The organism is Marispirochaeta aestuarii (assembly GCF_002087085.1).
Lineage (GTDB): Bacteria > Spirochaetota > Spirochaetia > JC444 > Marispirochaetaceae > Marispirochaeta > Marispirochaeta aestuarii.
Window position 1 is genome coordinate 162019 of the sequence record NZ_MWQY01000002.1, and the last position, 25012, is coordinate 187030.

Sequence of the window (25012 nt, forward strand, 5' to 3'; positions counted from 1 at the left end):
ACAGATATACTACTACCCCTGTTCAGGCGGGGCAATGTTAACCGTATTTACGGATCAGTCGTTTCTGAAAAGCATAGGCTGATGGGTGGCCCCGATAACATCCCTCCACAGGGGTCCCTCAGGGTCTACCGTGTTGCGCTTGTTTATGGCGATTTCGATGGGCAGATGCACAAAGGTGTTGTTTACCATGCTGATCAGCGTCTTGGTCCGTCCGGACATGGCGGCATGAACTGCATGAGTTCCCAGCCGGGCGCAGTAGATTGAATCGTTGGGATTGGCGGGAGCGGAGCGGATCATGTAACTGGGATCAATATACTTGATGCTGGTTTCCATTCCCTGTTTTTCGAAGTAGTCCCGTATGGCTTTCTTGAGGAAAAACCCGATATCCCCGAGGATCCTGTTTCCCGAAAGATCCCGCTGCTGTTCCGATTCCATGTAGCGCTGCCCGGCCCCTTCGGCGACAAGGATAACCGCATGGTGTCTCAGTTCCAGTCGCCGCTTGAGGGCTGCAAAGAGTCCCTTTTCCCCTTCCAGATCAAAATCGATCTCCGGGATCAGAACGAAGTTTACATCGTTGATCGCCAGAGCTGTATGGGCGGCGATGAAACCGGACTCCCGTCCCATCACCTTTACAAGACCGATTCCGTTTATGGCGTCGTGAGCCTCCGTATGAGCGCTGGAAACGGCAGCCACGGCCTCGGATACGGCGGTTTCAAAACCGAAGGATTTCTGAATGAAGGACAGGTCGTTGTCGATGGTTTTCGGGATGCCGATAATGGAGATCTTCTGGTTACGCCGCTCCAGTTCCTCGGCGATGCGGAAGGCCCCGTGCTGGGTGCCGTCTCCGCCGATGGTGAACAGCATATTCAGGTTCATCCGCTCGATGGAGTCGCAGATGGCTTCCACATCGGCCCCGCCCCGGGAGGAGCCAAGAATAGTCCCCCCCTTGGTATGAATGTCGTCGACAATATCGGGGTCCAGGGGCATCACCGGAATTCCGTACTGGGGCAGAAAACCGCGATATCCGTTGCGTATTCCGGATATCCGATGAATCCCGTAGCTGTACCAGAGGGTGCGCACCAGGGCCCGGATCACGTTATTCAAACCTGGGCAGAGACCGCCGCAGGTCACGATACCGGCATGAACGTGGCCGGGAGAAAAAAAGATCTTCTCCCTGGGACCGGCCTTTTCCAGGAGGTCTTGAGAGGTATACTCAATGGTATAACTCCCCGGCCTGGCATCGATGTTATAAAGGATAAACTCGTCATCCCTGACGTAGTTTGCCATATTGTCCCCGGTTTTTGTAGACATCTTGATGGGAGAAGTGATCTTGGCCTCTCCAAGTCTGGGAACGGTAAAATTAAGGGAGTTCACACAAGCCTCCTGATTCAGCATGGGTCGGTGTATTGTAGAAAACAAAGAAACAAGTATCAAGCATACAGGGTACCTCTAAAAACGTGGTATTTTTACCATAGTCAAGGAGGAAAGATTTTGTAGCGCCCGCAAACTCTTGTGGTAACAAGAGTTGAGGACCGCGGGAAATCTTGACGACGCAGGATATGGGGAAAAGAGTAGTTTTTTCAAGGTGCCCCATAGGAATGCTTGTATCGGGCGGAAGGAACAGAACAGGGTACGAAAAGACGGAAATAAATTTACCGGGATTTTATTTCAAACTGCATCGCTTGCTGCTATACTTTAGTTTAAGACCGGTATAGAGAAAGGCAGAAACACAATGGCAGAGAAAACAGTAGTTATCGGTGCAGGCTTCTCCGGACTCGCGACATCTGCGCTTCTGGCCCATAAGGGGCACCAGGTTACCCTCCTTGAAAAGAATGACTCCACCGGAGGCCGTGCCAGGGAGTGGAAGAGCGGGGGTTTCACCTTTGACATGGGCCCCTCCTGGTATCTGATGCCGGAAGTCTTCGATGCTTTCTTCGAATATCTGGGAAAGAGACGGGAGGACTATTTCAGTCTTCACCAGCTCAGCACCTACTACAAGGTGTTTTTTGAGAAGGCTGATGCAGTTACCATTACCGGCGATCTGGATGAGACTAAGAAGCTCTTCGACAGCTTCGAACCCATGGCGGGCCTGCGGCTGCAGAAATACCTGGACCAGGCAGAGTATAAATACGATGTCGCCATGAAGGAGTTTCTTTACAGGGAATACCGGTCGATATTTCAGTTTTTCAACAGAAGGATAATCCGGGAAGGGCTCAAGCTGAACATCTTCACCAATATGGATTCCTTCGTGAAAAACTATTTCCAGGACCTGCGGGCACGGCAGATTCTTGAGTACGCCATGGTCTTTCTCGGGACTGGTCCTAAAGATGCTCCAGCCCTCTACTCAATCATGTCCCACGTGGACCTGAACCTGGGGGTCTATTACCCCGAAGGAGGCATGGCAGGGGCTGCCGCGGGATTTCGCCGTCTTGCCGAGGACTGCGGTGTGCGCATCCTTACCGCCAGGAGTGTAACAGGATATGAATACGAGAAGAACAGGATCGCGGCGGTAGTATGCGGGGATGAACGGTATCCCGCAGACCTGGTGGTAAACAGTGCCGACTACCATCACGCCGAAACGGACCTGCTTACCAGGGAATACCGGCGCTACAGTCCGGCGTACTGGAAGACCCGGGTCGTTGCTCCCTCAATGTTCATCATCTATATGGGAATCAACAGGCGGCTTGAGAATATGGAGCACCATAATCTCTATTTTGCAGAGGACTGGGACCGACATTTCGACCAGATTTTCAAGAAGCCCGAATGGCCGTCCAACCCCTGTTTTTACCTGAGCTGCAACTCAAAGACCGATACCACCTCCGCACCTCCGGGAGGAGAGAATGTTTTTATCCTCGTTCCCGTGGCCCCCGGCCTGGATGACAACGATTCCCAACGGGAAGTCTACGCCGAAGAGGTACTCAGGCATATAGAGAAGGTCACCGGAGAAGATCTTCACAGTGATGTCGCGGTACGCCGTATTTACAGTCATCGGGATTTTACGGCGGATTACAACGCCTACAAGGGGACCGCGCTGGGGCTGTCCCACACCCTTTTTCAGACCGCGGTTTTCCGTCCCGCCCATCAGTCGGCAAAACTCAGGAACCTCTTTTATACCGGCCAGTTCACCCACCCCGGGGTCGGAGTTCCCATGACCCTGATATCCGGACAGGTAGTTGCGGAAGAGATAGAAAAAATGCTCGGAAAACCCCTTGGAGTATAGCACAACAGTATGGAACAGCATCTGCAGGCCCAGAAACTTCACAGAGACATCTTTAAAGCAGGAAGCAAAACCTATTTCAATTCAAGTCTGTTTTTTCCGAAGAAGGTGAGGGAGGAGGTCTTCATCCTCTACGCCTTTGTCCGGGTGGCGGACAATTACGTCGATGCGATACCCCAGGACAGGGAAGGGTTCAACCGCTTCCGGGAGAACTACAGGCGGGCGGTAAAGGGCGAAATCACCGGAGATCCTGTAACGGACAGTTTTGTGAAACTTGCCTCTCTCCGGGACTTTGATCCCCTTTGGACCGAGGCCTTTTTCAAATCCATGGAGATGGACCTTCATAAAAAGAATTACGACAGTCTTGAGGAGACCCTGGAATATATCTACGGCTCCGCTGAAGTCATCGGCCTTTTCATGGCCCGCATCATGGGACTGCCCGATGAGGCACATCACCCGGCATGCCGCCTGGGGCGGTCCATGCAGTATATAAATTTCATCAGGGATATTGCGGAGGACAACAGCTTCGGGCGGCGCTACCTTCCCCTGGAGGAGAGCGGGCTGGTCTCCCTGAAGGAAGAAGAGACAAGGAAGAAGCCGGAGCAGTTTCGCCGCTTTATGCAGCTGCAGACAGAACGCTACAAAGAGTGGCAGCGCGAGGCGGAGGAAGGCTATGCCCTTATTCCCCGGCGATACCGGATCCCCATCAGGACAGCGGGAGATATGTACACATGGAGCGCCGGAATCATCGAACAGGACCCCTTCATTGTATATCGACGGAAGGTAAAACCATCCAGGGCCCGTATTATTGCCTCCATTGCCGCAAATCTGTTCAGGGCCTGAGGAAGAACCGGTGAATCTATACCTGCTGATCAATCTGCTGGTGGTTCTTTTCCCACTGCTCCATTCATTTGATCGGCGGGTCGTATTCTACCGTCAATGGGCGGCGGCCTTCAAAGCGATTTTGCCAGTTGCGGCAGTCTTTATCGCCCAGGACATATACGCCACTGCCGCAGGGCACTGGAGTTTTTCTCCCCGCTACGCAGGGACGCTGAAGATTCTGGGACTGCCCCCCGGGGAATGGCTCTTTTTTCTATCCGTTCCCTTCGCTTCCATTTTCGTGTATGCCTGCGTACGGGGCTATCAGAGGGAAAAGACCCTGCCGGTACCCCGGGGCAGCGCACTGGTCCTGGCGGGTATTGCCCTTATCGGGGCCGGCCTGTTTCATGGAAGGGGCTACACGTTCTGGGTAATGCTCCTTACTTCCCTGGCCTTTCTGGTACTTCGGCTTCTTCAGCCGCGCCTTCTGAGGAGTCTCAATTTCTGGACAGCCATCGTCATCAGCTATCTTGCCTTCGCCCTGGTAAACGGAGTGCTCACAGCGGTGCCTGTGGTCAGCTACGGTCCGGAAGCGAACTGGGGACTTCGCATCGGGTCCATTCCCCTGGAGGACTTCTTCTACAGCTTTGCTCTCCTGAGCCTCAATTTTTCCCTCTTCCGTCTTTTCCTCGACGGGAATCAGGGACCATCCCCGCAGGACGGCTCGTACACTGGTCCGGAAGGACAGGGTTCCACCGACAGGCCCCTTGCACCCTACCGTTTTATGGAGAGAAAGGACCGATAGGATGGGTACGCGGGCACTCGTAATCGGCGCGGGTCTTGGGGGCATAGCGGCGGCGGGGTATCTTGCCGCCGCCGGTTTCGACGTGGAGGTATTCGAACAGGCGGAAGGTCCCGGGGGCAAAGCGGGAAGCGAAATGATCGGCCCCTACCGCTTTGATACCGGTCCCAGCCTTCTTACCATGCCCTTTGTATTCGACGAGTGGTTTGAGTCCCTGGGAATGCGGCGTTCAGAACATCTGGGTTTTGTTCCCCTTGCACCCATTACCCGTTACTTTTTCAGCGATGGAAGCGCTCTGCAGAGCTACAGCCAGAGAGAGCTGTTTCTCGACGAGATCCGCTCTCATACCCGGGAGAACCCCGAGCATGTGCACGACTACCTCGAGGCCTGCAGGAAAATATATGCCACCGCGGGCAGCATCTTTCTCCGGAACAGTCTTCACGAAAAGGAGACCTGGCTGTCGAGGGAGTTTCTCCGCGCCCTGCCAGGGCTTCCCTTTATCGGCGCTATGACCAAAATGGACAGCATCAACCGTCGCTATTTTACCGACCCCAGACTCATCCAGCTTTTCAATCGTTACGCAACCTACAACGGATCAAGCCCCTATAAAACCCCCGGAACCATGACCCTGATTCCCCACGTGGAATACAACCTGGGGGCCTTCGGTGTCGAAGGCGGCATCCGCGCCATCCCCGACAGCATGTATGCCGCAGCCCGGGTGAAGGGAGCGCTTTTTCACTTCTCCAGTCCCGTGGAGAAGATCCTCACGGAAGGGCACCGTGTAAGGGGTATCCGGGTCGGAGGAGAAAGGATTGAATCGTCCGTTGTCGTCAGCAATGCCGATGTTCTGAGCACCTACGAAAAGCTGCTCACCGCACCGGATTCGCCGGAAGCCAGGCGTTATCGCACACTGGAACCTTCATCCTCCGGGATAATATTCTACTGGGGGGTAAAAAAGAGCTTTCCCGGGCTCGGTCTGCACAATATCTTCTTCTCCTCCGACTACCCGGGGGAATTCAGATGGATATTTGAAAAGGGTGATCTGCCGGAAGACCTGACTATATACATCAACATTACCTCCAAGCTCAGCACCGCGGATGCCCCCGGGGAAAGGGAGAACTGGTTCGTGCTGATTAACGCTCCCGCGGATTGCGGGCAGGACTGGCAGACGATTACCCGCAAGGTCCGACGCAGGGTGCTGGAAAAACTCTCTTCCCGGCTGGGGATCGAGATTCCACCCCTCCTGGAAGCAGAAGGGATCCTGACGCCTCCGGAAATTGAGTCCCGAACATCCAGCACCCACGGCTCCCTCTACGGTATCGCCTCGAACAGCATTTCCGCTTCCTTCCGCAGGCACCGGAACAGGTGCCGATACCCTGAAGGTCTTTACTTCTGCGGAGGCAGCGCCCATCCCGGAGGCGGAATGCCCCTGGTCGTGCTGTCGGGCATAATCGCGGCAAAACTCGCCATAAAGAACAGGAGGCCCTGATGAATCTCTCCCGGGCTTACAAGGATTACCGAATCGCAGCCATTGTAACAGCCCTGTTCTACGCCGTCGGAATCGCAGGGCACATCTATCAGCCTGCACTGCCCCTGATGATCGCTCTGACTCCCTGGGTGCTGCTTATCTTCGGAGCTCTGGTCATCCTTCAGGTCAATCCTCAGCCGCAGCGAAGGGCACTGCTCTGGATCGGCGGAACCTATCTTTTTACCTTTGTCATGGAAGCCCTGGGTGTCGCCACGGGCCTCATCTTCGGAGGCTATGTATACGGTGACAGCCTGGGGATCCAGCTGTTCCAGGTTCCCGTGGTCATCGGCTTCAACTGGACAATCATAGTGCTGGCCCTCTCGGGAGAAATCTTTCGCCTGGTCAGAAACCCGATTACGGGGGGACTGCTTGCCGGTCTGGGAGCAGTACTGTTCGACTGGATTATGGAACCCGCAGCCATCTCTCTGGATTACTGGCACTGGGACCAGGGCGGCATTCCTCTGCAGAACTATCTTGCCTGGTTCGGCATAGCCGCTCTCTGTTCCTGGGTGTACGGCAGACTCCGCATCCAGACCGAATCGCGTCTTGGGATCCTCTATGTGCTGATTCAGCTGATCTTTTTTGTCGCCCTGCGGGCTGCGGCAGTTCAATTTCCCTGACTTGACTGGATTCCCCGGGCAGGAGATTGTACAATAGAGACGTGGGATGGTTCGTTAACAGAAAAAAACCTAAACATATCGGCAAGCTGGGACGCTACCGGGCCATTATCAGCAAACTGATTGCCTACGGTTTCGAAGACTTCCTTATGCACCTTGGTCTCGTCAAGGGACCGAATATCGTACGAAAACTCCAGCACCGCCGGGGTGCCGCGGTCTCCCATAAAGACCCCATGGCTATCCGTCTGCGCTACATGCTGGAAGATCTGGGACCAACCTTTATTAAACTTGGCCAGATTATGAGTCTGAGGACGGACATTCTGCCGGAAGACTATACTGCGGAACTGAGTCAGCTGCAGACCGATGCGCTTCCTCTTCCAGTGGATGATATACGGGCAGAGATCGAAGGGAGTTTCAACCGCAGCATCGAGCAGATTTTCCGTGATTTCCAGGAAGAACCCATCGCCTCCGCGTCGATTGCCCAGGTACACCGCGGTATTACCATCGAGGGAGACGAAGTCGCCATAAAGGTACGGCGGCCGGGGATCACCAACCTGGTGGAAAAGGATCTTAGCATTCTGCGGGACCTGGCCCAGCTGGCGGAGCGCTATATCCCGTCCCTGAAGATCTACGGTCCGGTTAAAATAGTCGACGAGTTCTCCCGCAGTATTAAAATGGAACTGGATTTCTTTCATGAGGGACGGGCCTTCGACCTCTTCCGCAAGAGCTTCTCAGAAGAAGAAGGCATTATCATCCCCAGGGTCTACTGGGACTATTCCAACTCCCGTGTACTTACCATGGAATATATACCCGGTATTACCGTTGGAGAGTTTATCGAAGAGAAACACAGCGCGGAGGAACGCCGCCGTTACGCGGACCTTGGGGTCAGGTACATCCTTACCCAGATATTCAAGTTCGGTTTTTTTAATGCTGATCCTCATCCCGGTAATTTTATCATCACCCCGGAGGGAAAACTCTCCCCCCTGGATTTCGGCATGGTGGGTTTTATTGACCGCCATATGAAGGAGGCCCTCTTTGCAATCTTTGAAGCCTTCGTCAGAAAAGACCCGAACAAGATTGTCCAGACCTTTCTGCGCATGGATTTCATCGAGGAGGAGACCTCCATTCATGATCTCCGCCATGATCTGAATAATCTGATCAACTATTATTACAGCATTCCCGTTGCACACATACGGGCGGGAAAGATCATCGAGGACCTCTCCAGGATTATCCGGACCTTCCACATATCCCTTCCCGCCGATCTGGCTCTTACCTTCAAGGTGATTCTTACCGCGGAGGGACTGGGCCGTGAACTCGATCCGGAGTACAACATCATAGAGGCGGCGGAACCCTTTTTGCGGGATTATATGTTCGAGAGGTTCAGGCCCAAAGAACGCTTTACCGATACCCTGGATTTCCTGACAGAGGCGGGGACCTTCGTACGGGGCCTGCCGAACGACGCCAGCATGATTATGAAAAAGCTCAGGGCCGGAAAGCTGAAACTGGAGGTGGAGATAAAAGGACTGGATACCACCACCAGAGAACTGGACAAATCCTTCAACCGCCTGGCCTTCAGCATTATTATCGCCGGGCTTTTGATCGGATCATCCTTTATGAACCAGTTCGAAGGGGGCCTCAAGGTATTCGGGTTTTCCATAATCGCCCTGGCCGGATACTTTGTAGCCGGCATCCTCGGGCTCTGGCTGATCATCGGGATCATCCGGTCCGGAAGAATATAAAGAGTCGTTTTTTGCAGGTACCCGGTTTCAAATCTTCCTGTTGAAATTATACTCTGCAAAAGAGGAAAGGATCTCCCTGAACTCCCCGTATGCGGAATCCAGGCCGCCGATTTCATCCTCGATTCTGCTCTGGTATTCCTGGCAGAGGGATTCAACCTCCTCCAGAACACCCGTCCGGTCCAGCTTCTCCTGTACAAAACGAATATCCTCAGGGCTCACCTCCGAGGCGCCTGCAAGACGGGTTATTCTCTCCTTCTCCGGTCCTGCCAGCCGACTCAGCAGTTTAACATAGAAGATGGTCTGCTTGCCCTCGTTCAGATCGGTCCCCACGGGTTTGCCTATCTCCTGCTGCTTTCCGAAAAGACCGAGCTCATCATCCCGAACCTGGAATATAACCCCCAGAAGCTCCCCAAGACGGCTCAAGGTTTCGAGAGATCTTTCATCCGCCCCTCCTACAAGGGCCCCCGCCATCAGGGGCAAGGAGAAGGTGTAGCGTCCGGTTTTGTGAACATAGAGGGAGAGAACCTCCTTCTCCGAAGGCGGCTGTGGCAGAACCCCGGCCCGTATATCCTGCATCTGTCCCAGTCCGACACCGGTCATCTCCCGGGAACAGAGACGCATCAGCTTTCCAAGGACTTCCGGAGAAACCCGGATGGACGAAAGAATCTCGTAGCCCAGGAAAAAGGCGATATCGCCGACACAGATGCCCAGGGATTCCCCTGTCCGTTCCGCATCCACAGCTCTTTCCTTCCTGAGATCCCCGGCAAACTGAACATGCATGGCCGGCTTTCCCCGTCTCAAAAGGTCCCGGTCCATTATGTCGTCATGAATAAGCAGAGCGGACTGGAACAGCTCCATAACAGCCCCCAGTTTGTCAGCCTCCGCATCCACATTACCCGAAAAAAGACCCTGCCCCAGTCCGGCAAGGCCGCCCCGGATCATTTTCCCTTCCCGGGAATACTCAAGAAGCCTCTCCGCGGCAGCCGATCCCATGGGGTTGATTCCTGCAAGTTCACCGGCCCGGTGATGGAGAAAACCCTCGAGATATTCGTATATTGCATTCCTGCGCAGGGCAAAAAACTCTTTCATACCTGTCATGCCTCTTCATTTCTTCTAACTTACAGCGTACATTCCCAGCTTCCTAAATGAAGAGGGCAATGTCAAGCTTTTCTGCTTTTCAGAACCAATGCCGGTTCAGGGAACCGCCGTTATTACAAAGGTTTCTTCCCTGACGGATTCAGCCCTGTCCAGATACGTAACAGACCTCGCTCCCGGAGGACCGTCAGCACTGACAACACTGGACGGGCCCTCCCATCTCAAATCCAGAAAACCGCCGTTCAGACAGACCGTCATTCCCAGGGTATCGGTCAGATTCTGCAGGCGCTCAGGAAGGGCCCTGCGAAAGACCTCCCGCTGACGGGCGTCGAAGACCTCGCCGTTCGCCTTTATATCTATCCATAAATCCACGTCAAAAAATTTCTTCTCCCAGGGGGAGAAAAAAGTGTCTCTGCAGATACTGATTCCGACCTTTCGCCCCCGGATACTTACGGTCCGGGCCGCCTGTAAAGAACCCGGATCGATACCGATAATATCCGTCTCGAAAGACGTCAGGTAAACCTTGTCCTGCCGGTAGAGGACCTCTCCGTCCCCGTCATACAGGACGGCACGGTTTCTCAATTCCCTGCCGGATCTCCCGTCCGCAGCGGCAAAACAGGTACCCCCGAGAATAGCGACTCCGAAGCTCCTGGCCAGGTTTCCCCATACACGGTTCATCGTTTCTTCCGCTGGATAGAGCAGAAAATACTCCTTCAGGCCTGCTGTCTCAGTGTGCCTTAGCAGATACCGTATACCCTCCGCCAGGGTCTTTCCCTCCAGCCGCTCAATCCCCAGATTAAAAAAGGCGAAGAATACCCCGGTATATTCGGGAAAGACAACGAGATCCACCTCGCCTTCGGCCAGCACCTCTTCAATCAGGTCCGCCGCATGGGCCGAGAAGGTTTCCTCGTCTGCGTAGAGCCCGGGGCTGATCTCCAGTTGAATCCCCGCCGCGTAAAAGGATTCGTCCGCAAGGACGATGCCTCCGAATATCCCGTAGAAAAGCAGTACACACATGAAAACAGTCAATCCAGGTCTGGGCATATTTCTTTACAATCCTCATTATTCTCCCGGTACGGACCATCGCAGGGTTCAAGCCCTTGCCCCGGGCATTAGTTTCAGGTAGCTTACACTACATGATACGCTACATCCTATTCGATCTGGACAATACCCTCTACCCGGAATCGAGCATTCTTGGAGAGCGCTTCGAGAAGGGCATCAACAGCTTTGTCGCCGGGTATCTCGGAATCAGCGAGGAGGAAGCACGCCGTCAACGCCGGGCACGCCGCGGGGAGTATGGTACCACCCTGCAGTGGTTGATTCAGGTCCATAACTTCACCGAAATCGACGATTACATGGACGCGGTACACCCCAAGAGAATGGAAGGCTATCTGAAAAAGAATCCCGAGCTTACAAGGATTATACGCTCCCTGCCGGTCCAAAGATCGATCCTGACCAATTCACCCCTTGAACATGCGGAGCGTGTTCTGGCCTACCTGGAAATCAGGGACCAGTTCGAGTATGTATTCGACCTCAGATACAACAACTTTGTGGGAAAACCCGATCCCGCCGTCTACAGCCGCATACTGGAGGTTATCCGGCAGAAACCGGAGGAGACCCTTTTCATTGATGATATCCCGGGCTATCTGGAGCCTTTTCGCCGCATGGGCGGACATGCCCTGCTGATCGACGAGCTGGGACGGCATCCCCGGGGGGATTATCCGGTGATCCGGCAAATCGAGGAACTTCCCGCCTTTCTGGAAAAGGAATACGGCCTGGTTCTATCGCCCTGAAGGATCAGCGCGGACGTATGGCGGAAAAGGGGTGGAGGTCCATGCTGTTCGGATACCACCCGTCCCACTTTTCCGTATCAATCAGATTTGCCGAGGTCCGGAAAAGGACGGGAATAGCTCCCATATCCTCACCGACAAGAATCGACTCGGCCCGGTACAGCTGTTCAAACCTCTCCTTTCCATAGGAAAGGTTCTCGGCATTCAGGACTGCCTCATCGAAGGCAAGATTTCTGTACAGCCCGTCATTGTTCTCATGGATTGAAATAAAAGGGCTGAGGAAGGCAAGGGGATCAGGAAAATCCCCCTTCCAGCCGGCCCGGGCAAGGCTGAAATCGTGCAGACGCCGGGTAATCAGGTAACTGCCCCACTCTTCGTTCACAGGTTCACAGCGCAGATTCAGGTTTTCCCTCCAGGAAGCTGAGATGAACCGTATGACCTTCCGGTTGAAATCGGAACGATTGTACAGAATGGAAAAGGACGGAAAGCCTTTTCCTTCAGGAAAGCCGGCCTCCGCCAGCAGGGCCCGGGCCTTTGCGGCGTCATCTTCAAAGAAGGGATCCCCCGGGTATCCCGGCAGATTCGGCGGAACAATCGAGAAGGCGGCAATATGCCGCCCCCCGCCCAGGCTGTCGCAAAGTTCCCTGCGGTTGAATCCCAGGGACAGAGCCCGGCGGACCCGGGGATCGTCGAAGGGTTTTCGTTCGTTATTGACCAGGAGATAGTAGTTTTCCAGCGCCGGAGCCATATGAAACGCAGCATTCCCATACAGTTCGGGAGGAAACTCTTCCGGCAGGTCCCAGACCCAGTCCGCCTTTCCCTCCTTGTATATGCTGACGGCGATATCGGCTTCCGGCACCACCCGGTAGACAAGCCTCTTCAGCACCGTTTTTCCGGTCTCCCGGTACTGCTTATTCCTGACCAGGGAAATTCCTCCGTTCTCGCCCTTCTCCAGGGGCAGAAAAGCTCCGTTTCCCGCAAAATTTCCGGGTTCAGTCCAGGAAGACCCGAATTTATCAACCCGATGCATCGGTACAAGGAGAAAAGCGGGGTGTACAAGGGCCTGAATAAAATGAGGCATCGGCCGGATCAGTTCAACCTGAAGAAGATAATCGTCGATGGCTCTTATGCCCACAAGCTCAGGTCCGGAAGCACCTGAGAGGTACTCCCGGGCTCCCCTGATGAACATTCCCGGATACCAGGAGAAAGGGGAGGCCGTCTTCGGATCCATTCCCCGGAGCCAGGAATCCGCCACCGTCTGGGCGTTTATTCGTATTCCGTCGCTCCACACCGTTTTTCGAAGGGTAAAACTGTATGTAATACCGTCATCACTTACTGTCCAGTTCTCCGCCAGACCCGGAACAGCGGCTCCGGTCCTGGGATCAGCGTTTACAAGACCCTCGAAAAGTGCATGAACAATACGTTTTTCTTCGGGACTTCGTACATGGTGGGGATCGATGCTTTCTATTCCCCGGGTGCCGAGAACGACAAACTCCTCCACGGAGGGACCGAGAAAACAGCCTGCCGGGAGGAGCAGCATAAGCAACAGCAGGGGGGTGAGAGATCTCATCCGTTTTTCCCCCAGGCATCAAGATCAAGGTAGAAGGAACTCCGGTACCGACTGAATCCATGCTCATCCAGAACCCGGCCCATGCTCTGGGCGTTTCCCCAGAGATCCAGAATGACCCGTTTCATCTCCCGCCCGAAGGCCTCCCGGATATAGGTATCCAGGAGGAGCCTGGCGAGTCCGAGGCCCCGGTATTCCGGTTCAACGTAAAACTGCAGCAGAAAGGAAACTCCCGGGTCTTCATCAAAGAATTTCGCCGCCTGAGGACTGAGCCAGGCATCGGTTCCCCAGACAATACCCGCTGTTTCTCCTTCCGGAGTCGAGGCCTGAAAAACCACCAGCTTGTCCGGATCCTTCGGGACAAGAGCGCGCCGGGCCAGAAACAGCAGGTGGGTCAGGTCCCGGGGATTCTCTCCGCAGGCCTCCCGGAAAGCCTTCAGGTCATATTCCTCCAGCCGATCCTTCAGCTCCGGATTTCCTGGGGCTATGACAAAGTCCGTAAGGACAAGATCTTCCGTCTCTTCCCGTTCGGGCCCCAGCTTCTGGAACCCCAGGGCCTCACAGACCTGCTCATACCATTCCAGCACCCTGGTCCGCATTTCCCGTTCCTTGAACTGGAACCAGAGACGCTGAATATCTTCCCGTTCCTTCAGGATATTCTTGAAATTCCGGAATACTCCCTTCCGGGACGCAAGGGCTTCCCGCAGACGCTCCCGGAAAACAGGATTACGCAGGGAGTCGACAAAACGCTCCATAAGCTGGAAACCGTCGGCAGAGCTCCAGCGGGGAATCAGTATATACCGCGACTCGTCGGTCCGCTGTTCTTCTTCGAGCTGGCTCTCTTCTTCAACCTTCCCCTGCTCCAGATCCAGATAGTAATAGGATATCTGGTTCTCCATGCCGAAGATTATCTGGTCGATTAATTCCGGGGTCAACTCCATACTCATATCCTGCACTGTAGCATAAAACCTGCCTCAATAGGCAAGAATCTGGGAGACAACTTCCCTGAGAGGCACCTGCCAGATTCTTCCGCTGGCGCGTTCGTACACTTCAACCTCATCATTCAGCAAAAGCCCTGAGGTCACTACTATCCGGTAGGGAATACCGATAAGCTCGGCATCGAAGAATTTTACCCCGGGAGACTCAATCCTGTCGTCCAGCAGGGCAACCTCCGGTCCCAGCTCCTCATACAGATCGAAAACAACCCTCCGGACCTTGTGACTTTTTCCAATTCCCATCAGATAGACCTTGAAGGGAGCTATCTCAACCGGCCACCCGATGCCTTTTTCATCCCGATGTGCGGCGGCTGTCGCATTGAGCAGTCGTCCCATGCCGATGCCGTAGGAGCCCATATGGGGGTAGTAGCGCCTGCGCTTGTCATCCTGAAACTCCAGATTCATGGCCCGGGAATAGACATCCCCCAGTTTGAATATGTTCCCCAGTTCAATGGCACGCACCTCTTTCAAGGGCTGTCCGCACTGAAAGCAGCTGTCCCTGCCCCGGCTCCTGACAATATCCCCTACAAGGGGTGTTTCAAAATCCCGGCCGAAATTTACATTGACATAGTGAAGCCCCGACTCGTTTCCTCCCATCACCAGGTTATTGCTGTTCGCTACGGTATCGTCAACCACGACCATGACATCGTCAGAAATTCCCAGGGGAGACATGTACCCGGGAGCGATTCCCAGCTCCTTTACCCGTTCAATCCGGGCAAGATCCGATATGTTTCGTCCGCTCACCTTGCTGAGCTTGTCAATGCTGACCTCGTAATCCCCCCGCACCACAGCCATCACCAGCCCCTGGGAGGACTGATACATCATTGACTTGGCCAGTTTTGACTTCGGGAGTTTCAGATAGCGGGAGAGGCGATTCATGGAGGAACATTCGGGGGTCAGAATCTTTTCCACAGGAAGCGGCCTCTCCGATCCGTACTCCTTGTGGGCTATGGCGATATCACGGTTGGCCTTGTAACCGCAATGCTCGCAGATAACTATGACATCTTCTCCTTCCCTGGAGGGCATCAGGAACTCATAGGCCTTGTGCCCGCCCATAAAACCGACCCCTGATTCTGCGGCAATGACATCAAGATCCAGGCGTTGAAATATACGCTGATATGCACGAAATATTCGGGGAAAGAAATTGTTCAGATCCGAGTAGGAACGATGAAAGGAGTAGGCGTCCTTCATTATAAATTCCCTTGCCCTGAGGAGCCCGCCCTTGAGATGTTCCTCATCCCTGAACTTTGTCTGAAACTGATAGAGCAGTATGGGCAGATCGCGATAGGAGTTCAAACCGATTCGCAGAAGCTCCACCATGGCCTCTTCGTGGGTTGGAGAGAGCACAAGATCCCGGTCCTGCCGGTCAGGAAACCGTACAAGAGACCTGCCGACCAGTTCCGCCCGTCCCCCTTTTTCCCAGATCTCATAGGGGTTCACCAGGGGCACAAGGACCTCCTGGCCGCCCAGGGCTTCCATTTCTTCCCGGATAATCGACTTGATACGCCGAAGGACCCGGATACCCAGGGGCAGATACGAGAAGAGACCCGGGCCAAGGGAACGGATATACCCGGCCTGCTGCAGGATCCGGTAGCTTTTGGAGGAACCTCCCTGGGGCCGTTCTCTAAGGGTTTTTCCGAAAAGTCGGGAATAATGCATGGGATCATTTTATGCCATGCCGTGAGGGGGGTCAAGAAAAGCATTTACAATGGCCTCAGGCCTCTTACCTTGACTTTCAGGGTATATTTGGATAATTCTAAACATGATTTCCATTTTTTATCAGGAGACTATACATGAGTATTATTGAGTACGTTGAAGCACGGGAGATTCTCGACTCCAGAGGAAACCCCACCGTAGAGGTGGATGTTATTCTGGAAGACGGCTCCATGGGTCGGGCCGCCGTACCCTCGGGAGCATCTACCGGTGTTCACGAGGCTGTTGAACTGAGAGACGGCGACAAGGGACGCTTCCTTGGCAAGGGCGTTCTCAAAGCCGTAGAGAACGTAAACAACATCATTGCCCCGGAGATTATCGGTCTGGACGCCCTGGAACAGATCGATGTGGACCGGACAATGATTGAGCTTGACGGTACCGAGAACAAGGGCAAACTGGGAGCAAACGCAATTCTTGGTGTTTCCATGGCTGTTGCCCGGGCCGCCGCCGATTATCTGGGAGTTCCCCTCTACAAGTACCTCGGGGCCTACCACGCCAACAACCTGCCTGTTCCCATGGCAAACATCATCAACGGCGGGTCCCATGCGGACAACTCCGTAGACTTCCAGGAGTTTATGGTAATGCCCGTGGGCGCCCCTTCGGAACGGGAGGCCGTGCGCTGGATCGCGGAGATTTTCCACAATCTGAAGAGTCTGCTCAAGGAAGCGGGACTTTCCACTGCCGTAGGCGACGAGGGAGGATTCGCTCCCAACTTCAAGAGCAACGAAGAGGCTCTCACCTTTATCATGAACGCCATCGAGAAGGCCGGACTGAAGCCCGGGGACGATGTAATGATCGCCCTTGACCCCGCTTCGTCCGAGTTCTCCACCAAGAATGCCGACGGTTCCTACACCTATGAGCTGAAATGGTCCACCGGACAGAAATTTTCCAGCGCCGAAATGGCCGACTTCTGGGCCGACTGGTGCGACCGTTACCCCATCATCTCCATCGAAGACGGCATGAACGAGGACGACTGGGAGGGCTGGAAGGTTCTTACCGACAAAATCGGCGACCGGGTACAGCTCGTCGGCGACGACCTTTTCGTAACCAACACCAAACGGCTGAAAGAGGGAATCGAGAAGGGTATCGCCAACTCCATCCTGATCAAGGTAAACCAGATCGGAACCCTGACCGAAACCTACGAAGCCGTGGAGATGGCCAAACGTGCCGGTTACACCGCAATCATCTCTCACCGCTCCGGCGAAACCTCGGACAACTTCATTGCCGACCTGGTTGTCGGGCTCGAGACCGGACAGATCAAGACCGGTTCCATGTCCCGATCCGACCGGGTAAGCAAGTACAACCAGCTCCTCAGAATCGAGGATCAGCTGGAAGGTATCAGCGAGTACGCCGGCAGGAGCGCCTTCTACTCAATCAAGCGCTGACAAGCCTTGAATCAAAAAAAGCCGCCCCTTACAAGGGGCGGTTTTTTTATGGGAATCTTTAAAATCGCGGTATTTTTGTTCCGGATTCAATACGTTACGGAAAATCCCCGGTACCTGCCGGAGGGGGCAAAATGATCCCTGTCCACCCGGTCAACTCTGGCCATCGATGGTCCCCGATGCAGCCAGGCATACAGGGAATCGAGGGCGCCGGCCGTTCCTTCCGCCCAGACCTCGACGCTGCCGTCCGCCCTGTTTCGTACATAGCCTGCAAGCCTCAGCGTCTGAGCCCTCCGTACAGTGGAATAACGGAAACCCACCCCCTGCACACGGCCATGGACTGTAAATCTGCAGGCACTGTCTTCAGCCGTCCCCATTCTTCTCCGTATCGAGGGTTGCGGCTATCATCTCCGCCAGTTTTCCGTAATCGAAGGGTTTGTACAATACGGGAAAGGGGATGGAGAAATCGGGACGCAGAAAACCGGAGGTGATAAAAACCTTCTTGTCGGCGCAGAAGGTATGAAGAAACTTTATCCAGTAATCGCCGCCCAGTACGTTCATACGGTAATCCGACACAATCAGATCGACCCGATTGTCCAAAAGGTGCTTGATGGCCCCTACCCCGTCGGAAGCCACAAGCACCTCGTAGCCCTTTTTTTTCAGGTAATCCCGCAGAGTCAGACGGATGGCGTCTTCATCTTCGACAATAAGAATTACTCCCTGCGCTCCCATTCAATACCTCTTAGTGCAGCTTGTCGGTAATTGCTTCAACCAGGGCATCAAAGTCAAGCGGCTTGGGAAAAAAGGCATCCGCCCCCTCTTCAACAATCTGCTTGCCGTCCTTCTCAGGATCAAGTCCGCTTATGGAGATTACAAGGGGATTATGAAGTTTCGGATCTTCCTTTATCTTTGCACAGAGTTTGTGTCCGTCGATGCCCGGAAGATCAATGTCCAGAACCACGCAGACAGGATTATTCTCAGCGAGCAGCCTGCCGGCCTCAAAACCGTCAAAGGCCTGTACGACCTCGTATTCGGGAAGCTTGCGTACCAGGATTTCCCTGAGCATACTGTTCAGATCCCGATCATCATCGACAATCAGAATTGTCCGTCTTTCGCTGTCCCGTGTTAATTCGATGAGCTCATCGGGAATCCTCATACCCCGGGACTCTAGAAACTCGAGGAGATCCTCGGCATATATACGATACTGGCCGCCGGGGGTTGTGAAAGCCTTAAGATGCTGATTCTTGATCCAGTTAATGGCAGTCTGGTTGACTACCCCGCAGATGTTTGCGACCTCCAGGGCCGAAAAGATTCTGATTTTTTTTCCATTCTTTGACACGAACTTACCCTCACTGTATGCACAGATAGTCTCAAGGATGCTAGTAATAACTATATTAGTGTACCAAATACATCCAAAATGTCAACGAAAAACTGGTCACTATGGAGAGATTTGAACTCAAAAATCGTGTTTTTCAAAGAAAAAAGCAATATCCCGGTAGTGGAAGCCCATTTTTTCAAGTTTTTTCATGTATTCTTCCCTGGAAAGGTCAGTTTTCTTGCGCTTAAGCTTTTCCAGACAGCTTTCCAATGCCTCGTCCAGGACTTCGGGTGTGTAGGTTTCTTCAAGAACAGCTGCGATGAGTTCCCGGGGGATACCTTTCTGCCGCAGTCGCCGTTCCATTACCCGCGGACCTTCGGGTTTTCTCCGCAGACGCGAGCTTGCATAGGTGCGGGCAAAGCGCCCGTCGCTGAGAAGCCCCTGTTCCTCAAGATTCGAGCAGGTCTTTTCCGCCAGTTCCCGGCCAAAGCCCCTCTGACAGAGCTTCTGCATCAACTCCTGGGACGAGTGTTCCCTTCGGGATAAAAGATCCAGGGCTTTTCTGCGGACAAGGAAGGACTCCTCCGCCGTCCGAAGCTCTTCCATATCATCCCGGGCCAGGGGAGCTCCCTCATAATGCCGGGAAGCATCGTAGGTTTCAAAGGGAATAAAAAAAGAGGAACCGTCGGACAGTCCGAGCCGAAAGGCGGACTCTGCGGTTCCCCATTGGAGTGAAACTATAACGATATCAGCGTTTGGAGAACTGGAACTTGCGCCGTGCTCCCGGCTGTCCATACTTCTTCCGCTCCACCATTCTCGGGTCCCGGGTAAGGAAGCCGTTGGCCCTCAAGGGGCGAATATTCGTCTCGTCGTAGGCAACCAGGGCCCGGGAGAGACCATGCCGACAGGCACCGGCCTGTCCGGTTATGCCGCCACCCTTGACGTTGATCACTAAATCAAATTTGGTCAGGTTGTCGGTAACATCCAGGGGCTGTTTTACGATGTACACCATGCTGGGATTGGAGAAATAGGTCTCCACATCCTTACCGTTGATGGTTATCTTACCGCTGCCCTCGCGTAAATAAACCCGTGCCACGGAGGTCTTCCGCCGGCCGGTACCTAATGCTAAATTCTTAACCACTCTGCTACTCCTTCAATCGGTTACACCGAATTATTCAAGAACTTCCGGCTGCTGAGCGCTGTGGGGATGATTCGGTCCAGCATATACCTTTACATTCCGAAACAGCTGACGTCCCAGAGGTCCCTTGGGAAGCATGCCCTTTATGGCTTTTTCCAGGGGAGCTGTGGGTTTACGGGAGATCAGATCACTGAAGGTTTCTGACTTAATCCCGCCGGGGTACCCTGAATGTCGGTAATACATTTTCCGCTGAGCCTTATTGCCGGTTACTTCAATCTTGTCGGCGTTGACAATAACTACATAATCCCCGATTTCCTGGTGGGGGGTATAGTAGGGTCTATTTTTTCCCCGCAGAAGGCGTACAACTTCGGTAGCCACCCTGCCGAGGCGCTTGTCGGCGGCATCGATCAGGAACCATTTCCGCTCTACTTTGCTCGGTTTTACGAATATCGTCTTCATTCAAATCGCCTCAATACTAGTGAGAATTGGAACACATATTTCCATACATCCCGATGCTTGTCAAGCCGTCGGAACGGTATCGTTTGCCCTTTTATAGTGTCCTTAGTAAATTCCGACCATGCGGGTTACCATTAATAAACAACAATGCGTCGGCTGCGGGTTATGTGAGGAACTGTTACCCGAGGTATTCATTATGCAGAACCAGAAGTCCCGGGTCAAGCAGGAGGGCCTGAAAAAAGCCGATAAATATGAGGTTCTGACCATTGCTGAGGACTGTCCCGCGGAAGCCATCATCGTCAGCGAAAATGCTGACGACGAATCATGATAATCAGAGCGGCGGAAAAAAACAGATACGGCAGAATATCAAGAACCAGAGCAGCGAGGGGAATGTTTCCAAACAGCAACAGGGAGTCGTCGATGATCCCGAAAAAGCTGAGGGTCGAAAAAGTAATCTCCAGGTAGCGCAGGACGATACCCATAATAACCAGCATCCACGCGGTATCTCTGGTCTGGGACCAGAAGTAAATGGCCAGAAAGGCCGTCACTCCTCCCAGGGCAAGCTGTGCGATATGGGGGATCATCGTACTTACTTCCATTTTCCCTCCGAATTCCTGAGTAATTTTATGTCTCCTTCCTCATAGCTCCCGGGAATTATTGAAGGAAGGTGATAATCCGGGGACGGGTAGATCCCGCAGGAGATCAGTTCCTGAACCAGATCCGGATAGTCCTCCTTCGCGCACCCGGGAAAGAGATAGGGACCCCTCCGCTCCCAGGGTCCCCTGGGGAAACTCTTATAATAATCGAGGTCGGCTTGACTGATCCAGCGAAAAAAGAGTCCGGCGGCGTAAACCTGGGGTGCAAGCAGAAAAGGCGGAACCGGTGCCGGCATCAGGTCCAGGGATTTCCGGCTCAGGACAAAAACCCCGCCCCAGGTACCCGTTCCGGGAAGTACCGGCAGCAGCACATCCGCCGGCGGCACAGGCAGAAAGGGTCTCCAGATACAGGGCTCATCGATTTCAGATAGTTCATCCGTCCCGTAGCCCGCATCCAGGGGATCCCGGAACGGGGCTGAATCCGCTCCGAGACGTGCCTCCAGAGCCTTCATGGCTTCCGGATACGAAGGAAAAACGCTGACCTGGGGATAGTCCGGAAAAAAGCTGTTCAGCAGCCTTGCCGCCCTGTGCTCCCAGATTGAAGGCATTGCAGCGGGGCCAAGTTTATCCAGGCTGTTTTTGAATCGCAAAGCGAGCCCCTTCGGGCGGCTTCCGAGCATTCCTCTGCCCGCATCCTGATACAGGTCAAGAAAGCGTCTTCCCTCCGGAGTGTAGAGGCGAAAACCGCGGCTGCGACGTATGGATGGAAAACCCGCAAAGGAAGCGGCGGAGGGCAGTTCAAAACTCATCGATATAGACCCTCTCCAGGTGGTTCTCAAACTCGGGATAAAAGGTTGCGCTGCGTCCGGTCTCAAAGCGGACGATAATCAGTTCCCGCTCCCCGTTGAGCCAGGATTTGACCACAACACCGGTACCGTAGGCGTCATGATAAACCCCGTCGCCGGGGGAATAGGTCAGAGCTGCGGATGCCGCGGGCTTTTCGTCCCCTTCGACTTCGACCCGCTCCTGTGGAATCTCCCGTAAAAAGCAGGAAGGACTCTGCAGGTTCCGCCTCCCCCAGATAAAACGGCTGCGGCAGCTGGTCAGAATAAGCTCTTCCCTGGCCCTGGTCAGACTGACATAGAAAATACGCCGTTCCTCTTCGTAGTCCACCTCCCGGAATCCGTTATTCCCCGGAAAGAGTTCCTCCTCCATTCCGGTGATGATGACCCGGGGGAACTCCAGCCCCTTGGTATTGTGCATGGTAATCAGGGTAACATACTCCCCGCTCTCCTCTTCGGCGGTCATACGGGACCGGTCAAGCTCAATATCCTCGAGGAAGGAGACAAGGGCCTCCGGACCTCGACCGTAATCGGCGGCGGCATTGACCATCTCTTCCAGGTTTGAGGTCTTCTGGGTAGCGGCAACCTCATCCTGCTTCTGGTGATATTCATAGAGGCCGGAATCCCGGATTAAAAGCTCGATGACCTCCGCCAGGGGAGCCGATTCCAGCATCTGCTGAAGCCGCCTGAACAGATCAACAAAGCCGGCCAGGCCTGCAGCGGACCTGCCGCCCAGGGAGGGAAGAATTGCCTCGCAGGCGGACAGAAGGTCATCTCCCTCCGCCTGGTCCAGGATACGCTGCAGCGTGGTGTTGCCGATGCCCCGGGCAGGTTTATTGACAATCCGCCTGAAGGCGACCTCATCCAGGGAGTTGGAAATAAAGGCAAGAAAGGCCAGGACATCCTTGACCTCCTCACGCTCATAAAAACGAAGAGACCCGACAATCCGGTAGGGGATACCCCGGCGCAGAAAAACCGATTCAAAGGCGAGGGACTGGGCATTGGTGCGGTAGAGAATGGCAGTATCGCTGTAGCGCCGGTCCCCGAGAAGCCGGGCACAGTACTCGGCTTCCTCATCGTGGTCCCGCAGATAAACGATCCGGGCCCTGACCCCCTCGGGATTCCGGGTCCAGAGGGTTTTTCCAAGGCGTTCCTGGTTGTTGGCAATCACGGATGACGCAACAGCAAGAATGGTACCGGTGGAGCGGTAGTTCTCCTCCAGACGGATAACCCGGGTACCCTTGAACTCCCTGGAAAAGTTCAGAATGTTCTGAACCTCCGCACCGCGGAAACGGTAGATCGACTGATCTTCGTCGCCCACAACGCAGATGTCCGTATCCGGCCCGGACAGGGCCTTAAGCAGCTTGAACTGCGCCACATTCGAGTCCTGGTATTCATCGACCATAACCGCCTTGAAGCGCTGATGAAAACGACGCCTGAGCTCTTCCACCTCCCCAAGCAGCCTGACCGGTTTCATTATAAGATCGCCGAAATCCACGTTCCCCATCCTGTCAAGCCGCTCCTGGTAGAGTCTGTACAGGCGGGGAAGCTCCGGATCTGAAGAAATCGTCGTAAGATCGTCCTCCGGTCCCAGGGCGTAATCCTTGGCCCGGCTGATCATGCGGACATAGCGCTTCAGGTCCTGCTTTTTTCGGGAATCCTGGGTGGAGTGAAGCAGGGTCAGGGAATCATCGTCGTCGTAGATGGTAAAACCCGATTTCAGCCCCGCCAGGTGGGCATTGCGGCGCAGCAGCCAGGCCCCGAAGGAGTGAAAGGTCCGGATCATGACTCCCCTGGTTCCGGGACTCAAGGATGCAGCCCGTTCGGCCATCTCCCGGGAAGCCTTATTGGTGAAGGTAACCGCCAGGATCGACCGTGGATCGAATCCGGCGACATCGCAGAGATAGGCAATTCTGGTGGTTATTACCCGGGTTTTTCCTGACCCGGCTCCTGCAAGGATCAGCAGAGGGGTTCCGTAGTGGGTTACAGCCTCAAGCTGTTGGGGATTGAGACTCTCCAGATAGTCGGGACTTCTCATATATGTGTAGGACTTTACCGTAAAAGCGGTAACGCCTCAAGGTCGATTCCGTTACAGGCGATAATTTGCGCTTCCGTCAGATCCCCGGCGGTAAGTCCTTCGCCGTGGAGGACTACCGAACCGTCCACCTCCGGGGCGTGTATATACCCCCTGGCAAGGGCAAGTTCCTCTCCCTGAACGGGTTCGTCCACCAGGAGCCTCATGGGTTTCTTGACGAATCCGGACAGGATCGCCCGGCTGATCTCCATCTGCAGGGCTTCCAGGCGTGGTTTCCGGGCGGCAGCGCGGAAACGGCTCCAGCGGGCCCGGGGAGTCCCGGCGTAGCCGGCCGCAGGGGTGTCTTCCTCGGGGGAATAGATAAAGAAACCGGCCCACAGAAAGCGGCCTGCTTTCAGGAAATCCTCCACCTCCCGGCGGTGACGACGGGTCTCCCCGGGAAAACCGAGAAGAATGGTGGTGCGAAAAACCGCTTCAGGAAGGAGTTTTCGGATCCGCGCAATAAGTTCAAGATAGGTGTCTGCAGTACCCCGACGTCCCATGCGCCGGAGAATATCCTCTGAGGCATGCTGGAAGGGAATGTCAAAGTAGGGCAGAATCCTTGAATCCGCCTTCATGACGGGCAGGATCTCCTCAGGGAAGCGATCGGGGTGGATATAGAGAAGGCGCACCCAGAAATCCCCGGAAAGGGAGCTGATCCTCCGGAGCAGCTCAGGAAGCTCCTGAGCTCCCCTGTCCCGGCCGAAGGAAGCCAGGTCCTGGGCGACGAGGTTTATTTCGAATATTCCTCTGGACAGAAGTTCCTCAATCTCCTCCAGGATGTCCTCAATCCGCCGGCTGACAACCGGTCCCCGGATAAGGGGAATGGCGCAGTAACTGCAGCGGTTGTCACAGCCCTCGGCGATCTTTACGTAGGCCGTCCCCTTCGAGGAGAGAAGAAGGTTCCGTCGGAGCTCTCTGGGGGCATCAGGGAGGACCAGTACCGGCCGGCCGTCCTCTTCCAGTTCCCCCAGCACTCTTATAACCGCCTGAAGGTCCCGGTTGCCCGCGACGGCATCCGCTTCGGGAAGGGCCATGGTATGGGCATAACGCTGAGCGAGGCAGCCGGCAAGAACGATCTTCTTCTCGGGATACCGGGCCTTGAGCTCCATGGTAACGGAGATCGATTCCTCCTTTGCCGGCTGAATAAAGCCGCAGGAGTTGACAATAATGGCGTCCGCAGCGGACTGGTCCTCCGTATACGCATACCCCTCATCTTCGAGGAGCCGGATAAGGTATTCCGCATCTACCTGGTTTTTTGCACAGCCCAGATTGACTATGGATACGGCATGTATGGAGAAGGAGTTGTTATCGTGTGTCATTA

25 protein-coding genes are annotated in these 25012 nt (G+C 54.5%); 9 read left to right on the plus strand and 16 right to left on the minus strand.

The genetic code is table 11. The features are described from left to right. Positions 1-54: 54 nt before the first annotated feature. Complete coding sequence (locus B4O97_RS02235; RefSeq protein ID WP_233142880.1) at positions 55-1374, minus strand: ATP-dependent 6-phosphofructokinase; 1320 nt, start codon at positions 1372-1374, stop codon at positions 55-57. Positions 1375-1732: 358 nt separating this feature from the next. Here B4O97_RS02235 and B4O97_RS02240 point away from each other — a divergent pair, with 358 nt between their 5' ends. The 6 genes from B4O97_RS02240 to B4O97_RS02265 are packed head-to-tail and all read left to right on the plus strand — an operon-like array spanning position 1733 to position 8722. Beyond that, positions 1733-3220: a phytoene desaturase family protein gene (locus tag B4O97_RS02240; RefSeq protein WP_083047895.1), complete on the plus strand. Its 1488-nt coding sequence runs from the start codon at positions 1733-1735 to the stop codon at positions 3218-3220. A gap of 9 nt (positions 3221-3229) precedes the next feature. After that, the gene (locus B4O97_RS02245; protein ID WP_083047897.1) at positions 3230-4060 is read left to right on the plus strand and encodes a phytoene/squalene synthase family protein; all 831 of its coding nucleotides are present in this window, start codon (positions 3230-3232) and stop codon (positions 4058-4060) included. Between the two features lie 10 nt (positions 4061-4070). Further along, positions 4071-4841: a lycopene cyclase domain-containing protein gene (locus B4O97_RS02250; RefSeq protein WP_158084106.1), complete on the plus strand. Its 771-nt coding sequence runs from the start codon at positions 4071-4073 to the stop codon at positions 4839-4841. 1 nt (position 4842) lies between these two features. Then, a complete protein-coding gene (locus B4O97_RS02255; RefSeq protein ID WP_083047901.1) occupies positions 4843-6327 on the plus strand; it encodes a phytoene desaturase family protein in 1485 nt (494 codons plus the stop codon). Then, on the plus strand, positions 6327-6986 hold the full coding sequence (locus B4O97_RS02260) for a carotenoid biosynthesis protein (protein ID WP_083047903.1): 660 nt from the start codon (positions 6327-6329) through the stop codon (positions 6984-6986). The genes B4O97_RS02255 and B4O97_RS02260 overlap by 1 nt, the downstream gene beginning before the upstream one ends. A gap of 26 nt (positions 6987-7012) precedes the next feature. After that, a complete protein-coding gene (locus tag B4O97_RS02265) occupies positions 7013-8722 on the plus strand; it encodes an ABC1 kinase family protein (RefSeq protein WP_143305485.1) in 1710 nt (569 codons plus the stop codon). 27 nt (positions 8723-8749) lie between these two features. Here the strand turns inward: B4O97_RS02265 and B4O97_RS02270 are convergent, their stop codons facing one another. Together B4O97_RS02270 and B4O97_RS02275 are read right to left on the minus strand one after the other, a co-directional pair. Then, positions 8750-9811, minus strand: coding sequence for a polyprenyl synthetase family protein (locus B4O97_RS02270; protein WP_158084107.1), 1062 nt, complete (start codon positions 9809-9811; stop codon positions 8750-8752). Between the two features lie 105 nt (positions 9812-9916). After that, positions 9917-10861: a nitrilase-related carbon-nitrogen hydrolase gene (locus B4O97_RS02275; protein ID WP_083047909.1), complete on the minus strand. Its 945-nt coding sequence runs from the start codon at positions 10859-10861 to the stop codon at positions 9917-9919. Between the two features lie 92 nt (positions 10862-10953). Here B4O97_RS02275 and B4O97_RS02280 point away from each other — a divergent pair, with 92 nt between their 5' ends. Continuing rightward, positions 10954-11610: an HAD-IA family hydrolase gene (locus tag B4O97_RS02280; protein WP_083047911.1), complete on the plus strand. Its 657-nt coding sequence runs from the start codon at positions 10954-10956 to the stop codon at positions 11608-11610. Positions 11611-11614: 4 nt separating this feature from the next. Here B4O97_RS02280 and B4O97_RS02285 read toward each other — a convergent pair whose 3' ends face one another. The 3 genes from B4O97_RS02285 to B4O97_RS02295 are packed head-to-tail and all read right to left on the minus strand — an operon-like array spanning position 11615 to position 15828. Next, positions 11615-13177, minus strand: a complete 1563-nt coding sequence (locus B4O97_RS02285; protein ID WP_083047913.1) for a peptide ABC transporter substrate-binding protein — start codon at positions 13175-13177, stop codon at positions 11615-11617. Continuing rightward, on the minus strand, positions 13174-14115 hold the full coding sequence (locus B4O97_RS02290; protein ID WP_158084108.1) for a UPF0158 family protein: 942 nt from the start codon (positions 14113-14115) through the stop codon (positions 13174-13176). Before B4O97_RS02290 ends, B4O97_RS02285 begins: the two co-directional genes overlap by 4 nt. A 33-nt stretch (positions 14116-14148) precedes the next feature. Further along, entirely contained in the window at positions 14149-15828 is a 1680-nt protein-coding gene (locus tag B4O97_RS02295) for a proline--tRNA ligase (RefSeq protein ID WP_083047917.1), read from the minus strand. A gap of 134 nt (positions 15829-15962) precedes the next feature. On the opposite strand from B4O97_RS02295, the gene eno reads away from it, so the two are divergent. Continuing rightward, positions 15963-17267: a phosphopyruvate hydratase gene (eno, locus tag B4O97_RS02300; protein WP_083047919.1), complete on the plus strand. Its 1305-nt coding sequence runs from the start codon at positions 15963-15965 to the stop codon at positions 17265-17267. Between the two features lie 86 nt (positions 17268-17353). Here the strand turns inward: eno and yccX are convergent, their stop codons facing one another. The 6 genes from yccX to rplM all read right to left on the minus strand — a co-directional run bounded on the left by yccX (position 17354) and on the right by rplM (position 20179). After that, positions 17354-17641 (minus strand): acylphosphatase, encoded by a 288-nt coding sequence (gene yccX / locus B4O97_RS02305; protein ID WP_083047921.1) that lies wholly within the window; start codon positions 17639-17641, stop codon positions 17354-17356. Then, entirely contained in the window at positions 17628-17996 is a 369-nt protein-coding gene (locus B4O97_RS02310; RefSeq protein WP_083047923.1) for a response regulator, read from the minus strand. Before B4O97_RS02310 ends, yccX begins: the two co-directional genes overlap by 14 nt. A 10-nt stretch (positions 17997-18006) precedes the next feature. After that, entirely contained in the window at positions 18007-18603 is a 597-nt protein-coding gene (locus tag B4O97_RS02315; RefSeq protein ID WP_083047925.1) for a response regulator, read from the minus strand. A gap of 117 nt (positions 18604-18720) precedes the next feature. Next, positions 18721-19377, minus strand: coding sequence for a regulatory protein RecX (locus B4O97_RS02320; protein WP_083047927.1), 657 nt, complete (start codon positions 19375-19377; stop codon positions 18721-18723). Next, positions 19331-19723, minus strand: a complete 393-nt coding sequence (gene rpsI / locus B4O97_RS02325) for a 30S ribosomal protein S9 (protein ID WP_083047929.1) — start codon at positions 19721-19723, stop codon at positions 19331-19333. Before rpsI ends, B4O97_RS02320 begins: the two co-directional genes overlap by 47 nt. Positions 19724-19753: 30 nt before the next feature. Beyond that, on the minus strand, positions 19754-20179 hold the full coding sequence (rplM, locus tag B4O97_RS02330) for a 50S ribosomal protein L13 (protein WP_083047931.1): 426 nt from the start codon (positions 20177-20179) through the stop codon (positions 19754-19756). Positions 20180-20297: 118 nt separating this feature from the next. Between rplM and B4O97_RS02335 the strand changes: the two genes are divergently transcribed. Next, positions 20298-20504 carry a ferredoxin gene (locus B4O97_RS02335; protein WP_083047933.1) on the plus strand — a complete coding sequence of 69 codons (207 nt, stop codon included), beginning with the start codon at positions 20298-20300 and terminating at the stop codon, positions 20502-20504. Here B4O97_RS02335 and B4O97_RS02340 read toward each other — a convergent pair. Genes B4O97_RS02340 through rimO form a run of 4 tightly spaced genes read right to left on the minus strand, consistent with a single transcriptional unit; the run spans position 20476 to position 25010 of the window. Further along, entirely contained in the window at positions 20476-20775 is a 300-nt protein-coding gene (locus B4O97_RS02340) for a hypothetical protein (protein WP_083047935.1), read from the minus strand. The two genes, B4O97_RS02335 and B4O97_RS02340, sit on opposite strands and share 29 nt — an antisense overlap. Then, on the minus strand, positions 20766-21581 hold the full coding sequence (locus B4O97_RS02345; RefSeq protein WP_083047944.1) for a hypothetical protein: 816 nt from the start codon (positions 21579-21581) through the stop codon (positions 20766-20768). The genes B4O97_RS02340 and B4O97_RS02345 overlap by 10 nt, the downstream gene beginning before the upstream one ends. Beyond that, entirely contained in the window at positions 21571-23652 is a 2082-nt protein-coding gene (locus B4O97_RS02350; RefSeq protein ID WP_083047945.1) for an ATP-dependent helicase, read from the minus strand. The genes B4O97_RS02345 and B4O97_RS02350 overlap by 11 nt, the downstream gene beginning before the upstream one ends. A 14-nt stretch (positions 23653-23666) precedes the next feature. Continuing rightward, a complete protein-coding gene (rimO, locus tag B4O97_RS02355; RefSeq protein WP_083047947.1) occupies positions 23667-25010 on the minus strand; it encodes a 30S ribosomal protein S12 methylthiotransferase RimO in 1344 nt (447 codons plus the stop codon). Positions 25011-25012 lie beyond the last annotated feature (2 nt).

Bases quoted from the DNA above. Each gene is read 5' to 3' on its own strand.
- B4O97_RS02280 (WP_083047911.1), top strand. From the start codon at position 10,954: ATGATACGCTACATCCTATTCGATCTGGACAATACCCTCTACCCGGAA.
- B4O97_RS02320 (WP_083047927.1), bottom strand. From the start codon at position 19,377: ATGGACAGCCGGGAGCACGGCGCAAGTTCCAGTTCTCCAAACGCTGAT.
- B4O97_RS02240 (WP_083047895.1), top strand. From the start codon at position 1,733: ATGGCAGAGAAAACAGTAGTTATCGGTGCAGGCTTCTCCGGACTCGCG.
- B4O97_RS02335 (WP_083047933.1), top strand. From the start codon at position 20,298: ATGCGGGTTACCATTAATAAACAACAATGCGTCGGCTGCGGGTTATGT.
- B4O97_RS02285 (WP_083047913.1), bottom strand. From the start codon at position 13,177: ATGAGATCTCTCACCCCCCTGCTGTTGCTTATGCTGCTCCTCCCGGCA.
- B4O97_RS02275 (WP_083047909.1), bottom strand. From the start codon at position 10,861: ATGCCCAGACCTGGATTGACTGTTTTCATGTGTGTACTGCTTTTCTAC.
- B4O97_RS02340 (WP_083047935.1), bottom strand. From the start codon at position 20,775: ATGGAAGTAAGTACGATGATCCCCCATATCGCACAGCTTGCCCTGGGA.
- B4O97_RS02260 (WP_083047903.1), top strand. From the start codon at position 6,327: ATGAATCTCTCCCGGGCTTACAAGGATTACCGAATCGCAGCCATTGTA.
- rplM (WP_083047931.1), bottom strand. From the start codon at position 20,179: ATGAAGACGATATTCGTAAAACCGAGCAAAGTAGAGCGGAAATGGTTC.
- B4O97_RS02255 (WP_083047901.1), top strand. From the start codon at position 4,843: ATGGGTACGCGGGCACTCGTAATCGGCGCGGGTCTTGGGGGCATAGCG.
- B4O97_RS02270 (WP_158084107.1), bottom strand. From the start codon at position 9,811: ATGAAAGAGTTTTTTGCCCTGCGCAGGAATGCAATATACGAATATCTC.
- B4O97_RS02350 (WP_083047945.1), bottom strand. From the start codon at position 23,652: ATGAGAAGTCCCGACTATCTGGAGAGTCTCAATCCCCAACAGCTTGAG.
- B4O97_RS02290 (WP_158084108.1), bottom strand. From the start codon at position 14,115: ATGGAGTTGACCCCGGAATTAATCGACCAGATAATCTTCGGCATGGAG.
- B4O97_RS02310 (WP_083047923.1), bottom strand. From the start codon at position 17,996: ATGGGAGCGCAGGGAGTAATTCTTATTGTCGAAGATGAAGACGCCATC.
- B4O97_RS02345 (WP_083047944.1), bottom strand. From the start codon at position 21,581: ATGAGTTTTGAACTGCCCTCCGCCGCTTCCTTTGCGGGTTTTCCATCC.
- B4O97_RS02245 (WP_083047897.1), top strand. From the start codon at position 3,230: ATGGAACAGCATCTGCAGGCCCAGAAACTTCACAGAGACATCTTTAAA.
- B4O97_RS02295 (WP_083047917.1), bottom strand. From the start codon at position 15,828: ATGCATTATTCCCGACTTTTCGGAAAAACCCTTAGAGAACGGCCCCAG.
- rimO (WP_083047947.1), bottom strand. From the start codon at position 25,010: ATGACACACGATAACAACTCCTTCTCCATACATGCCGTATCCATAGTC.
- eno (WP_083047919.1), top strand. From the start codon at position 15,963: ATGAGTATTATTGAGTACGTTGAAGCACGGGAGATTCTCGACTCCAGA.
- yccX (WP_083047921.1), bottom strand. From the start codon at position 17,641: ATGGGGACGGCTGAAGACAGTGCCTGCAGATTTACAGTCCATGGCCGT.